Here is a 12,976-nt window from a genome sequence, read left to right on the forward strand (position 1 = left end):
TATGGAGCAGTTACTGGAACCGGCCGCGCCGCAGCGCATCAAGTTTCATGCAACCGGCAGCGAATATTTCCGCATCTGGATAGTCAACCTGTTGCTGACCATCGTCACGCTGGGGATTTATTCGGCCTGGGCCAAGGTGCGCCGCAACCAATATATGTACTCGTGCACCGAGCTGGCCGGCGCCAGTTTTGAATACCACGGCAAGCCGCTGGCCATCCTCAAAGGCCGCATCATCGCGCTGGTGCTGATCGTCGGCTATAACGTGGCGTTCCAGGTGTCGCCGCTGGCGGGCCTGCTGATGGTGCTGCTGCTGGCGGTGGTGATGCCGTGGCTGGTGCTGAACAGCCTGAAGTTCCGCCTGTATAACACCAGCTACCGGGGCATCCGCTTCGGCTTCGACGGCACGCCCAAGCAGGCCTACTTCCACTTTCTGCTGCTGCCGCTGCTGTACCTGATCAGCCTCACGCTGGCGCTGCCATTCGTACACCAGCGCATCAAGCAATTCCAGCATACCGAAAGCCGCTATGGCGCCCAGCATTTCAACTTCAGCGCCAGCGTCGGCAGTTTCTATCAGTGCTATCTGGTGCTGCTGGGGATGATCGTGGTCGGCGGCATTGCTGCGGCGCTGCTCGGCGCTTCCGCCGGCGCGCTGCTGGCCTCGCCGGCCGCCGCGGTGGGGGTAATCGGCCTGGCCTATGTGTATATGGCGCTGCTGGTGCCGGTCTTCCTGGCGCTGATCCAGAACCTGATCTGGAACCACACCGGCCTGGGCGAACACCGCTTCCAGTCGGACCTGAAGTGGAACAAGGTCGCCGGCATCATGCTGACCAATGTGCTGGGCATCGTATTCACGCTGGGCCTGTTCACGCCGTTCGCGGTGGTGCGCTGGCAGCGTTACCGGCTGGAGTCGCTGTCGCTGCAGCCTGCCGGCAGCCTGGACGAATTCGTGGCAGGCGCGAATGACGGCGTCGGCGCCACCGGCGAAGGCGCGGCTGACATGCTGGACTTCGACCTGGCGATGTGATGGACGCCGACATCACCGGCAAGCCGGTCGACGCTGCCTATTTCGACGGCCACAGCTCGCGCCTGCACCGCGTCACGCTGCAAGTGCGCGACGGCGTGGCGCAGGTGCGCGGCGAGGCCGAGCGCGACAGCCCGCTGGCCGAGCTGCGCGTGTCCGAACGCAGCGTGCACGCGCTGCGCAAGATCACCTTTCCGGACGGCGCCTATCTGGAAGTGCGCGACCTGCAAGGACTGGCGTCGCTGCTGCACAGCACCGGCCACGCCGACGGCTGGGTGGTGCGCTTGCAGCAAAGCTGGCGCGGCGCGCTGGCTGCCGCTGTCGGCACCTTGGCGGTGATCGGCCTTGGCTATGTGTATGTGCTGCCGGCGGCGGCCGATCTGCTGGCGCGCAATATGCCGGCCAGCATGGAGCAGCAACTGGGGCAGGGTGTGCTGGCTACGCTGGACCGGCATATGTTCGAGCCGTCGCGCTTTTCCGAGCAGCGCATGGCGGCGCTGAGCGAGCGCTTCCGCCAGTTGCAGCCGCCCGGCGGCGAAGCGCCCAGCTGGCGGCTGGTGTTCCGCAAGAGCCGCATCGGCCCCAACGCCTTCGCGCTGCCGTCCGGCGACATCGTGCTGACCGACGAAATGGTGCGGTTGCTGGAGGATGACGAGGCGGTGATGGGCGTGCTGGCGCACGAGCTGGGCCATTTGCACCAGCACCACATCACCCGCCGCATCATCCAGGGCGCGGTGGTGGCGAGCAGCGCGGCAATGCTGTTCGGCGATGTGTCGTCGCTGCTGACGGCGGCGCCGGCGGCGCTGGTCGACATGAAATATTCGCGCGACGCCGAACGCGACGCCGACGCTTACGCGATCGCCATGCTGCGCCACAACGGCGTGCCGCTGGAGCATCTGCTGACGGTGTTCGAGCGGCTGCACAAATTCGAGCAGCAGCACGGATTGGAGATGGCGGATTATCTGTCCAGCCATCCGGCCGGCGCCGAACGTATCGAGCGCGTGCGCGCCGCCATGCGCCAGCAGTAAAACCCGCGCCGCGCCGCCTGCCAGGGCGCGGGGTGGATTGCCATGAGGCTAACACTGCGGTTAAAATGAGAACAGTTCTTATTTGCCGCCCCTCGCGCCGCCGCAATCCGTCTTCGCCAGCCACTCCCCTTTAGCCAGCCTCCGTCGCCTGTGCCGCCGCTTATGCGGCGCGCCGCGACGGCGCGTCTATTTCTGATCAAGGAGTGATGGATGTATCGAGCTTTTCCCCGCCGCGCCGTTATTGGCGTGGCAGTGGCGCTGACGCTGGCGGCCGCCGGCGCGGCGCTGTGGCTGACGCGCAAGCCGGCCGTGGTGTATGAAACGGCGCCGCTCAAGCGCGCCAATATTGAATCGAGTGTGACCGCGATCGGCACCTTGCAGCCGCAGCGCTATGTGGATGTTGGCGCGCAGGTGTCGGGCCAGATCACGCGTTTGCATGTGGCGCCGGGCAGCAGTGTCAAGCAGGGCGAGCTGCTGGCCGAGATCGATCCCAGCGTGCAGCAGGCAACCGTGGATGCCGGCCGCGCGGCGCTGGCCGGCTTGCGCGCGCAGCTGGCCGAACACCAGGCGCAGCACCGGCTGGCGAATCGCCAGCATGAACGGCAGCGCATGATGGCGGAAGTTGACGCCACGTCCGGCAGCGACCAGGATATTGCGCTGGCCACGCTGGAGTCGGCGCTGGCGCGCATCGCCAACCTGAAAGCGCAGATCGACCAGACCCAGGCCAGCCTGAAAGCCGACGAGGCGCGGCTGGGCTACACCCGCATTTACGCGCCGATGGGCGGGACCGTGGTCAGCCTCGACGCACGCGAAGGGCAGACGCTGAACGCCACGTATCAGACCCCGAATCTGCTGCGCATCGCCGATCTGGCGGCGATGACGGTGTGGACCGAGGTGTCGGAGGCGGATGTGCGCCGCGTGCGTCCTGGCATGGGTGTGTACTTCACCACGCTGGGCGGCGACCAGCGGCGCTGGAGCGGCAAGGTGCGGCAGGTGCTGCCAGCGCCGCCGGTGGCGGGCGGCGTCAGTGCCGGCACCGCGCTGGCGCCATCCAGCAGCAAGGTGATACTGTACACGGTGCTGTTTGAGGTGGATAACGCCGATGGCGAGTTGATGCCGCAGATGACGGCGCAGGTGGTGTTTGTGACGGCGTCGGCCAGCAATGTGCTGGCGGCGCCGCTGCCGGCGCTGAAGCCGGTCACCGGCGAGGGCGCCAAGCGTGGCCAGTTCACTGCGCGCGTGATGGCCGGTGATGGCAGCGTGCAGACGCGCAATGTGACGCTGGGCGTGCGCAATCGCCTCAGCGGCGAGGTGCTGGAAGGCTTGCGCGAAGGCGAGCTGCTGGTGACCGGCGAGCAGGTGGCGGAAGGCGTCAGCAGGTTCCAGCTATGAGCGGGGCGGATGATTTCGGCGCGGGCGAGCCGCCGCTGATCGCGCTGCGCGGCATCCGCAAGCGCTATGGCGGCAATGATGGTGCACCGGCGATAGAGGTGTTGCGCGGCGTTGATCTGGAGATTCGCGCCGGCGAGTTTGTCGCCATTGTCGGTGCTTCCGGTTCCGGCAAGTCGACGCTGATGAATATGCTTGGCTGCCTGGACCGGCCCAGCGAGGGCGGCTACCGATTCGCCGGCAAGGATGTGGCGGGCATGGACGCTGACGAGCTGGCGTGGCTGCGGCGCGAGGCGTTCGGCTTTGTGTTCCAGGGCTATCACCTGATCGCCACCGAGTCGGCGCGCGAGAATGTCGAGGTGCCGGCGCTGTATGCCGGCATGCCGGCCGCAGAGCGCCACGCACGTGCAGTGATGCTGCTGGAACGCCTCGGCCTCGGTGACCGGCTGGACAACCGGCCCAGCCAGATGTCGGGCGGCCAGCAGCAGCGGGTGTCGATCGCCCGCGCGCTGATGAATGGTGGACGCATCATCCTGGCCGACGAACCGACCGGTGCGCTGGACAGCAAGAGCGGCGCCGAGGTCATGACACTATTGGGCGAGCTGGCCGACGCCGGCCACACCATCATCCTGATTACCCATGACCGCAAAGTAGCGGCACAAGCCCGCCGCGTGATTGAAGTCAGCGACGGCCAGGTGGTGGCTGATTCCGGCGCGGACGCCCCAGCGGTGGCGCGCGGCGCGCTGCCGCCCCTGGACCTGTCGCGCGCCAAATACGACAGCGGCGCTTCGCTGTGGTCGGAGCTGGCTGACGCTGCGCGCGCCGCCTGGCGGGTATTGTGGATCAACCGATTCCGCACCGGCCTGACCCTGCTCGGCATCGTCATCGGCGTCGCTTCGGTGATCGTCATGCTGGCCATCGGCCTTGGCACCCGCCAGCAGGTGATGGCGCAGCTGGGCGCATTCGGCTCCAACCTCTTATATATGTCGTCGCGCGGCGAAAGCTCGCGGATTCCGGGCCGCAGCATCACGCTGGGTGACCTGGAGGCGCTGGCCGACGTGCCCGGCGTCGCGCATGTGCTGCCCAACGTCACCGGCAACAAGGTTATCCGCCACGGCAACATCGACGTGCAGACCTATGTGCGCGGCACCGGCGCGGAACTGCCGCGCATCCAGACCTGGCCAGTGGCGCGCGGCGGCTTCTTCACCGCCGAGGACGAGCACGATATGGCCACCGTGGCGGTGCTCGGCTCGCGGCTGGCGGAAAAGCTGATGCCCGACGTCGCCAACCCGGTCGGCCAGACCATCCTGATCGGCAACGTGCCGTTCCAGGTGCTCGGCGTGATGAGCGCCAAGGGCGCGCTGACCGGCGAGCAGGACCAGGACGACGTGCTGCTACTGCCGTTTTCCACCGCCGGCATCCGCGTGTTCGGCCAGCGCGAGCCGACTTACACGGTGCTGGCCGCAGCCGATGTCAGCCGCGTCGCCGAGGTGGAACAGGCGATCGACGAGGTGCTGTTCGAGCGCCACCGCATCCGTGACTACGGCATCGGCAATGCCGCCGCCGCCATCGCCGCCGAGGCGCGCACGCAGGATAATATGACCATGATGCTGAGCCTGATTGCGGCGGTGTCGCTGGTGGTGGGCGGCATCGGCGTCATGAATGTGATGCTGATGACGGTGCGCGAGCGCACCCGCGAGATCGGCATCCGCATGGCCACCGGCGCGCGCCGGCGCGACATCCTGCGCCAGTTCCTGACCGAGGCGGTGCTGGTATCGGTGGTCGGCGGCGTGGCCGGGATTGTGGCCGGGGTGGTGCTCGCCGGCTTGCTGCTGGTGTGGGAGGTGCCGGTGATCTTCTCGCTGAGCGCCATCGCTGGCGCCTTCGGCTGCGCGGTGATCACCGGCCTGGTGTTCGGCTTCATGCCGGCCCGCAAAGCCTCCGGACTGGACCCGGTGGTGGCGCTGATGGGACAGTAGGCAATTGCGGCCGGGCTTGATACTATCTCTCCACAATCGCGGTATCACTTGGATCGAGGAGAGACGGATGAAGCTGAAAGCACTGTGCGGTACGCTGGCCCTGATAGGCTTGTTTAACGTTGGCGCCGCCCAGGCGCAGGAAGTGGTCCGGCTTGGTAACCTGAAGTTTGCCCACTACGGCGCCGTCTCTTATATCAAGGAGATCGCCCCCAAGTGCGGCATCAAGGTCGAGGAGCGGGTGTTCGCCAAAGGCCTGGATGTGATGCAGGCGATCATCGCCGGCGAGCTCGATGTCGGCACCACCGCTTCCGAGGCGGCGATTTCCGGCCGGGCCGGCGGTGCGCCGATTTATGTGGTGGCCGGCTTCGCCAAGGGCGGCGCGCAGCTGGTCAGCCGCGCCGACCTGAAGCTGAAAACCGTCAAGGATCTGAAGGGCAAGAAGGTCGGCGTGACGCGCGGCGGCATCCAGGAGGTGCTGTTGCTGGCCGAGCTGCAGCAGAACGGCCTGACCGTTTCAGACCAGCCGGGCAAGGATGTGCAGCTAGTATTGCTGGCCTATGCCGACTTGAATCAGGCGCTGCTCGGCAAGCAGATCGACGCGATGATGCAGTCCGAGCCGCAGTCCTCGCAGGCGATCAACAAGGGCTTTGGCACCGAGATCCTGAAACCTTACGACACGCCGATCGGCGAACCGGTGCGCACCATGGTGATGACCGAGAAGTTCTATAAAGAGAAGCGGCCGCTGGCCGAGAAGTTCATGAACTGCTTCGTGCAGTCGACCAAGCTGTTCATCGAGAACAAGGCGGTGGCCGAGAAGTATGTGCGCGAGGTGGTGTTCAAGAACCAGATCACCAAGGATGACTTCGACGACGCCATCGGCAATTCGCCCTACAGCTACGACATCACGCCCGAGCACATCCAGATCACCACCGATGTCATGGTCAAGACCGGTGTCGGCCGCATGAGCAAGCCGCCGCTGGCCAAGGACTGGGTCAAGACCGACCTGCTGGAAGCAGCCAAGAAAAACCTGGGCGTCAAATAATGGCGGCCGCTGCTTCATCATCGTGGCGGCAGATCGGCGTCGGGCTGGTGCTGCCGGCATTGGTGGTGGCGCTGTGGCAGACGGTGGCGGTGATGGGCTGGGTCAATCCGCAGGTGCTGCCGTCGCCGCTGGCGGTCGCGGAGAAGTGGGTGGCTTACCTGCTGCCGCTGATGCCTTACGATCCGGCAGCTGGCAGCTGGCTGCACTGGGCAGTGTCCGGCGAGCTGATGACCGATTCCATCAGCAGCTTGTACCGGGTGGTGGTCGGCTTCCTGATCGGCGGCGGGCTGGCCTTGCCGCTCGGGCTGGCGATGGGCATGAGCAGCCGCGTCTACGACTGGTTCAATGTGCTGGTGCAGATGGTGCGGCCGATTCCGCCGATCGCTTATATCCCGCTGTCGATGCTGTGGTTCGGCCTGGGCAATCCGCCGGCGGTGTTTTTGATCGCCCTGGGCGCCTTCTTCCCGGTGCTGATGAATACCATCGCCGGGGTGCGCCAGGTGGACGGTATTTATATCCGCGCGGCGCGCAATCTGGGCGCGTCCGGGCTGACCATGTTTAGCCGCGTGATTTTGCCGGCGGCAGTGCCGTACATCCTGTCCGGCGTGCGGATCGGCATCGGCACCGCCTTCATCGTGGTGATCGTGGCCGAGATGGTGGCGGTGAACAACGGCCTCGGCTTCCGCATCCTGGAGGCGCGCGAGTACTTCTGGTCGGACAAGATCATCGCCGGCATGATCAGCATCGGCCTGATCGGGCTGGCGATCGACGTCGGCATGAACAAGCTGAATAACTATCTGCTGCGCTGGCACCGCGGACTGGAGAACTGATGACGCACATCCTGGTTTCGCAAGTCAACAAGGTGTTCCAGACCGCCGAGAAGGAGGTGGTGGCGCTGCAGGACATCAACCTGGAGATCCCGCAAGGGCAGTTTGTCTGCCTGCTGGGACCATCCGGCTGCGGCAAGTCGACCTTGCTGAACGCGCTGGCCGGCTTTGCGCCGCCGACTTCCGGCAGCATCAGCGTCGATGGCAAGCTGGTGGCGGCGCCAGGTCCGGAGCGCGGCATGGTGTTTCAGGAATACGCGCTGTTCCCGTGGATGACGGTGGCCGAGAATGTCGCCTTCGGCCTGCAGATCAAGGGCCAGCCCAAGGCGCAGATCGCGGCCACGGTGGAGCGGCTGCTGAATATGCTGTCCTTGCAGGATTTCCGCAACCGCTATCCGAAGGACCTGTCGGGCGGCATGCGCCAGCGGGTGGCGATCGCCCGCGTGCTGGCGCTGGATTCGCCGATCATGCTGATGGACGAGCCGTTCGGTGCGCTGGACGCGCTGACCCGGCGCAATCTGCAGGATGAGCTGCTGCGCATCTGGGCTGAGCTGAAAAAGACCATTATCTTCGTCACCCACTCGATCGAGGAGGCGATTTACCTGGCCGACCGCATCGTGGTGATGACTTACCGCCCCGGCACGGTCAAGCGCGACATCCTGGTTGAATTGCCACGGCTGCGCGATCCGGCCGCCGCCGAGTTCAATGCGCTGAAGCGTGAATTGGGCCAGTTGGTGATGGAAGAACAGCAACGTCATCATCATGATGAGCTGCGCATGGCAGCCGTGGACTGAGCGATGGTGTAAACTGAGCGAATGCAGATCTATTCTTTTATTGCAGCCATCGCGCTGTATATAGTGTGCGCCGCCCTGCCATCGCGCCGTGGCGGACTGATTTCGGCCGTCACGCTGGCCGCCTGGCTGTTGCACGGACTGGGCTTGTGGGTGGAGATTGCCGGCGCGGGTGAGCTGCGCTTCGGCTTTGCCGCCATGCTGTCATCGGCGCTGTGGGTGTCGGTCGCCGCCTATTGGATAGAAAACCAGAACTTCAGCCTGGACGGCCTGCGCCGCCTGGTGATGCCGAGTGCCGCGCTGGCAGCCGCGCTGCAACTGGTTTTCCCCGGCAACCTGGTGCCGCTGGGAGGCAAGTCACCCTTGTTCGGCTGGCATATCGCCATCGCCACCATGGCCTACAGCACGCTGACGCTGGCCGCTTTCCATGCCGTGCTGATGGCCTTGCAGGAATCGCGGCTGCACGCGCGCAGCGATCAGAAATCTTTCCTGTCGGGTGCGCTGGACCAGCTGCCGGCGCTGCTGACCATGGAAAAGCTGCTGTTCCGGATGATAGGCTTTGGCTTCACCTTGCTGAGCCTGACCGTGTTGTCGGGCATTGTGTTTTCGGAACAGCTATTCGGCCAGGCGCTAAAATGGGACCATAAGTCGGCGTTTACCTTGCTATCGTGGCTGCTGTTTGCCGCGCTGCTGGCGGGCCGCCGCTTCCGTGGCTGGCGCGGCAAGACCGCGCTGAGCTTCACGCTGGCCGGCTTCGCGACGCTGGCGCTGGCCTATGTCGGCAGCCGTTTTGTGTTTGAAGTGGTGTTACATAAGGGTTGGGCATGACCAAGTTTTTAATGTGGCTGGCATTGGCCGCGCTGATTATCTTTGCTATCCGCAGCAAGATCCGCCAGGCGCAAAAGCGTTACCAGGACCAGTTCCGCCAGCAACAGCAGGCGGCGCAGCCGCAGCCGCAGCCGCAGCAGACCTATAAAGCGCGCGCCGCCGCGCAGGCCGCCAATGACGCCGAAGTGATGCTGCAATGCGCGCATTGCGGCGTGTTCTATCCGTCCTCCGAGACGGTGCAGGCCAACGGCCGTGACTATTGCAGCGCGGCCCACGCCGCTCTGCCGTCCGCCTAACGCTCACCGCGCGTCATGATCGCGCGCCTGCAAGCCCTGACGGCCGAATCGCGCGCAACCTTCTGGCGTTCATTGCAGACGCTGGGCGCCACCCGCGTGGTGATCGCGCTGGTGCTGCTGGTCTACCTGAGCTTCGGCAACCGCAGCCTGCATGCGCTCGGCCATGATCTGTACCTGCAAATCTGCCTGCTCTACCTGGCGCTGGCGATCGGTTTCGCGCTGACGGCGGTGTACCTGCAGCGCCATTTCGTGCTGCAACTGTTGTCGCAGATCGCCTGCGACCTGGCGATCATCTCGATGCTTTATTTGGCCGGCGGCGGCATGCGCAGTGGGCTGGCGATACTCTATCTGTTCCCGCTGGCTGGCCTGGCGATCCTGGCGCCGCTGGTGGTGGCGCTGTTCTGCGCCTCGCTGGTGACGCTATTCCTGCTGGGTGACAGCACCTGGCAAATCTTCCTGACCGACAGCGACCGCGATGTCATGCAGGCTGGCCTGTACGGCGCCGCCTTCCTGGCCGCCGTGCTGGTGGTGAACCGCATGGCCGCCAAGCTGATCGGCCAGGAGGAACTGGCCAGCCAGCGCGGCATCGAAATCAATGTGCAGCAGGCGGTCAACCGGCTGGTGATGGCGAATATCGGCGACGGCATCCTGGTGGTCGATCCGCAGGGGCAGGTATATGCCGGCAATCCGGCGGCGCAGCAGATGCTGGGCCTGGTGGGACTGGAGATGAAGTTCCGGCTGTCGGCGGCGGTGACGCTGGCGCCGCTGGCCCAGGCGTATGCCGAGTGGCGCGCCGATCCCGGCTGCTCGACCGCCGTGCTGACCATCAAGCCGTTCAATGATGCCGCGCTGGAAGGCGTGACCGCCGCCTGGAGTGCGCGGCGCGAGCTGAGTGCGCACCTGAAAGTACGCTTCGCCGCCGCCGACATGGCAGGCTCTGGCCTGGGCGCGGAGCGCAGCGTGATTTTCCTGCAAGACGTGACCGGCATCGAAAACCAGGCGCAGCAGCTGAAGCTGGCGTCGATGGGGCGGCTGACCGCCAGCATCGCGCACGAGGTGCGCAATCCGCTGGCGGCCATCGGCCACGCCACCGCGCTGCTGGCGGAGGAGGTCACGGCGCCGGGGCAGCAGCGGCTGCTGAATATCGTTGGCGACAATGTGGCGCGGGTCAACCGCATGGTCGAGGACATCCTGCAACTGTCGCGCAAGGTACAGGCGCATAGCGAGCCGCTGGCGCTGGCTGGCTTCCTGGCCGAATTGCGCACGGAATTCATCGAGACGCACAGCCTGGCGGCGGACATAGTCGGCATCGCCGTGCCGCCCGGCGCCGAAGTGCGCTTTGATGCGCTGCACCTGCGCGAAGTGCTGCTCAACCTGCTCAGCAACGCGGTGCGCTATGCCAGCGGCAAGCCGGATTCGATCCGCCTGTATGTGGTGCGCGACACGGCGCAGCGGCTGGAACTGCATGTGCAGGACGACGGTCCCGGTATCACGCCCGAGGTACGCGCCCATTTGTTTGAACCGTTTTATACCACCTCCAGCAAAGGCACCGGCCTGGGGCTGTATCTGGCGCGGGAATTGTGCTTGAATAACGAAGCGCGGCTGGATTATGAGTATCGTTTCAATAGTGAGGCCGACGCGCATGGCAGCCCGTCGCTGAGCGGGCGATTCGTCATCACCTTAAAGGCCGCCTGATGAATACTCGTTCCCCGCGCGTTCTGGTCGTCGACGATGAGGCAGATCTGCGCGAGTTGCTGGAGCTGACGCTGGTGAAAATGGGACTGGACGTTGACAGCGCCGCCACCTTGGCCGAGGCGCGCGCGTTGCTGGCCGGCGTCGAATACCAGCTGGTGCTGACCGATATGCGCCTGCCGGACGGCCTCGGGCTGGAACTGGTGCGCGAGGTGACGGCCGCCTGCCGCAACACGCCGGTGGCGGTGGTGACCGCCTTCGGCAGCGCCGACAACGCGGTGGTTGCGCTGAAAGCCGGTGCCTTCGATTACATCTCCAAGCCGGTGGGACTGGACCAGCTGCGGCTGCTGGTGCAGTCGGCGCTGCGCCTGAATGCCGCGCCGGGGCCGCTCGCTACCACCCCAGCGCCCAGTGGGCTGCGCGGCGAGTCGGCGGTGATGCAGGGCTTGCGTGCGCAGATCGCCCGGCTGGCGCGCTCGATGGCGCCGATCGCCATCAACGGCGAATCCGGCAGCGGCAAGGAACTGGCTGCCCGCGAGATCCACACGCAAAGCTCGCGCGCTGCCAAGCCCTTCATCGCCGTCAATTGCGGCGCGATTCCGGAAGCGCTGATGGAGGCAGAATTCTTCGGCTATCGCAAAGGCGCGTTCACCGGCGCGGCCGATGATCGCGACGGTTTCTTCCAGGCGGCCAACGGCGGCACGCTGATGCTGGATGAAGTGGCCGACCTGCCGCTGGCGATGCAGGTCAAGCTGCTGCGCGCGATCCAGGAACGGCGCGTACGCAAGCTGGGTGCCACCAGCGAGGAGCCAGTCGACGTGCGTATTATTAGTGCGACCCATAAAAACCTGGCGCAGTGTGTGGAGCAGGGCGGCTTTCGCCAGGACTTGTTTTATCGCCTGAACGTGATTGAGCTGCAGGTGCCGCCGCTGCGCGAACGGCTGGACGACTTGCCGCTGCTGATCGACGCCATCCTCGAACGGCTAGGCACGGCGGAGCACAAGGCGGCGCTGGGCAGCGGCGTGCTGGAGGCGCTGCGCGGCTACGCTTTCCCTGGCAATGTGCGCGAGCTGGAAAACATCCTGGAACGGGCGCTGGCTTTTGCCAACGGCGGCGTGATCCAGGTTGATGACTTGTCGCTGAAGGGCGCACGAGCCGCTGCGGCGCTGCCGACAGCGGCGGTGCCGGAGGCTGGCGCGTTGCCCAGCAGCCTGCCGGAATACCTGAACCAGGTGGAGCGCGATATCATCCTGCGCGCGCTGGCACAAACCCAGTTCAACCGCACGCAAGCGGCGCAGCTGCTGGGGATCAGCTTCCGCCAGCTGCGTTACCAGATGCAGAAGCTGAATATCCAGGAGCCTGAAGCTTGACTTGTTTTGATGGCTGGCTGCCGCTGGCGCAGCGCTACGACAGCCCGCATTTTGACGCCCGTCCCGACCCCGCCGATATTTCGCTGCTGGTGGTGCACAACATCTCGCTGCCGCTGGGCTGCTTTGGCGCGCCGCATGTGTCCGACCTGTTCACCGGCCGGATCGACTATAATGCTGACCCCTCGTTCGCCGACCTGCGCGGATTGAAGGTCTCCAGCCACTTTTTTATCCGCCGCGACGGCCGAATAATTCAATATTGTTCTGCTAACGATCGCGCCTGGCACGCCGGCCGCTCCTGCTTCAATGGCCGCGAAAAATGCAATGACTTTTCAATCGGCGTAGAGCTGGAGGGCAGCGATGTTGTGCCGTTCGAGGCGGCGCAATATGCGGCACTGGCCAGCCTGACGATTGCGCTGCGGCAGTACTATCCATTGACCGATGTGCAGGGTCACGAACACATTGCGCCGGGCCGGAAAACCGACCCCGGCCCCTATTTTGACTGGGATTTCTACCGAAATCTGCTGAATAAAAAGGCAATGGATGAGCCCGCGTTAGTGGCCGCTATCGCCGGATTGCGCGTGGTAAAAGGCGTTCCGCAAAGTCAATAGAAAAATTGCCGTAAACGACAAAATTTCTCCTTGCACGGGTACAGAGCGGCTACTACAATCAGTGGATCGGGTTAGACTCGACACTAGATCTAGTGGTTGCAGTGA

General features: G+C 65.0%; 12 protein-coding genes. All 12 read left to right on the forward strand.

Annotated elements, in window-relative coordinates:
• Position 1: 1 nt before the first annotated feature.
• The 12 genes from KW842_RS16300 to ampD all read left to right on the forward strand — a co-directional run bounded on the left by KW842_RS16300 (position 2) and on the right by ampD (position 12,871).
• On the forward strand, positions 2-1,024 hold the full coding sequence (locus KW842_RS16300) for a YjgN family protein (RefSeq protein WP_218305158.1): 1,023 nt from the start codon (positions 2-4) through the stop codon (positions 1,022-1,024).
• Positions 1,024-2,049 (forward strand): M48 family metallopeptidase, encoded by a 1,026-nt coding sequence (locus KW842_RS16305; RefSeq protein ID WP_218305159.1) that lies wholly within the window; start codon positions 1,024-1,026, stop codon positions 2,047-2,049. Before KW842_RS16300 ends, KW842_RS16305 begins: the two co-directional genes overlap by 1 nt.
• A 210-nt stretch (positions 2,050-2,259) precedes the next feature.
• Positions 2,260-3,441, forward strand: a complete 1,182-nt coding sequence (locus KW842_RS16310) for an efflux RND transporter periplasmic adaptor subunit (protein ID WP_218305160.1) — start codon at positions 2,260-2,262, stop codon at positions 3,439-3,441.
• Positions 3,438-5,417, forward strand: coding sequence for a MacB family efflux pump subunit (locus KW842_RS16315; RefSeq protein WP_218305161.1), 1,980 nt, complete (start codon positions 3,438-3,440; stop codon positions 5,415-5,417). The genes KW842_RS16310 and KW842_RS16315 overlap by 4 nt, the downstream gene beginning before the upstream one ends.
• A 67-nt stretch (positions 5,418-5,484) precedes the next feature.
• On the forward strand, positions 5,485-6,459 hold the full coding sequence (locus KW842_RS16320; RefSeq protein WP_218305162.1) for an ABC transporter substrate-binding protein: 975 nt from the start codon (positions 5,485-5,487) through the stop codon (positions 6,457-6,459).
• Entirely contained in the window at positions 6,459-7,289 is an 831-nt protein-coding gene (locus KW842_RS16325) for an ABC transporter permease (protein WP_218305163.1), read from the forward strand. The genes KW842_RS16320 and KW842_RS16325 overlap by 1 nt, the downstream gene beginning before the upstream one ends.
• Positions 7,289-8,080 (forward strand): ABC transporter ATP-binding protein, encoded by a 792-nt coding sequence (locus tag KW842_RS16330; RefSeq protein WP_218305164.1) that lies wholly within the window; start codon positions 7,289-7,291, stop codon positions 8,078-8,080. The genes KW842_RS16325 and KW842_RS16330 overlap by 1 nt, the downstream gene beginning before the upstream one ends.
• A 21-nt stretch (positions 8,081-8,101) precedes the next feature.
• Positions 8,102-8,905 carry an inner membrane protein YpjD gene (locus KW842_RS16335; protein WP_218305165.1) on the forward strand — a complete coding sequence of 268 codons (804 nt, stop codon included), beginning with the start codon at positions 8,102-8,104 and terminating at the stop codon, positions 8,903-8,905.
• A complete protein-coding gene (locus KW842_RS16340) occupies positions 8,902-9,201 on the forward strand; it encodes a PP0621 family protein (RefSeq protein WP_218305166.1) in 300 nt (99 codons plus the stop codon). The genes KW842_RS16335 and KW842_RS16340 overlap by 4 nt, the downstream gene beginning before the upstream one ends.
• Before the next feature lie 15 nt (positions 9,202-9,216).
• Positions 9,217-10,896, forward strand: coding sequence for a PAS domain-containing sensor histidine kinase (locus KW842_RS16345; protein ID WP_218305167.1), 1,680 nt, complete (start codon positions 9,217-9,219; stop codon positions 10,894-10,896).
• Positions 10,896-12,263 (forward strand): sigma-54 dependent transcriptional regulator, encoded by a 1,368-nt coding sequence (locus KW842_RS16350; protein ID WP_218305168.1) that lies wholly within the window; start codon positions 10,896-10,898, stop codon positions 12,261-12,263. The genes KW842_RS16345 and KW842_RS16350 overlap by 1 nt, the downstream gene beginning before the upstream one ends.
• Entirely contained in the window at positions 12,260-12,871 is a 612-nt protein-coding gene (gene ampD, locus KW842_RS16355; RefSeq protein WP_218305169.1) for a 1,6-anhydro-N-acetylmuramyl-L-alanine amidase AmpD, read from the forward strand. Before KW842_RS16350 ends, ampD begins: the two co-directional genes overlap by 4 nt.
• The last annotated feature ends 105 nt before the right edge of the window (positions 12,872-12,976 follow it).

Origin of the sequence: Duganella sp. sic0402, from assembly GCF_019219065.1 — a bacterium.
Classification (GTDB): domain Bacteria; phylum Pseudomonadota; class Gammaproteobacteria; order Burkholderiales; family Burkholderiaceae_D; genus Rugamonas.

Excerpts from the sequence above, each read along its gene's own strand:
- KW842_RS16305 (WP_218305159.1), top strand. The coding sequence starts at position 1,024 with ATGGACGCCGACATCACCGGCAAGCCGGTCGACGCTGCCTATTTCGAC.
- KW842_RS16340 (WP_218305166.1), top strand. The coding sequence starts at position 8,902 with ATGACCAAGTTTTTAATGTGGCTGGCATTGGCCGCGCTGATTATCTTT.
- KW842_RS16335 (WP_218305165.1), top strand. The coding sequence starts at position 8,102 with ATGCAGATCTATTCTTTTATTGCAGCCATCGCGCTGTATATAGTGTGC.
- KW842_RS16320 (WP_218305162.1), top strand. The coding sequence starts at position 5,485 with ATGAAGCTGAAAGCACTGTGCGGTACGCTGGCCCTGATAGGCTTGTTT.
- KW842_RS16315 (WP_218305161.1), top strand. The coding sequence starts at position 3,438 with ATGAGCGGGGCGGATGATTTCGGCGCGGGCGAGCCGCCGCTGATCGCG.
- KW842_RS16350 (WP_218305168.1), top strand. The coding sequence starts at position 10,896 with ATGAATACTCGTTCCCCGCGCGTTCTGGTCGTCGACGATGAGGCAGAT.
- KW842_RS16310 (WP_218305160.1), top strand. The coding sequence starts at position 2,260 with ATGTATCGAGCTTTTCCCCGCCGCGCCGTTATTGGCGTGGCAGTGGCG.
- KW842_RS16345 (WP_218305167.1), top strand. The coding sequence starts at position 9,217 with ATGATCGCGCGCCTGCAAGCCCTGACGGCCGAATCGCGCGCAACCTTC.
- KW842_RS16300 (WP_218305158.1), top strand. The coding sequence starts at position 2 with ATGGAGCAGTTACTGGAACCGGCCGCGCCGCAGCGCATCAAGTTTCAT.
- KW842_RS16325 (WP_218305163.1), top strand. The coding sequence starts at position 6,459 with ATGGCGGCCGCTGCTTCATCATCGTGGCGGCAGATCGGCGTCGGGCTG.
- KW842_RS16330 (WP_218305164.1), top strand. The coding sequence starts at position 7,289 with ATGACGCACATCCTGGTTTCGCAAGTCAACAAGGTGTTCCAGACCGCC.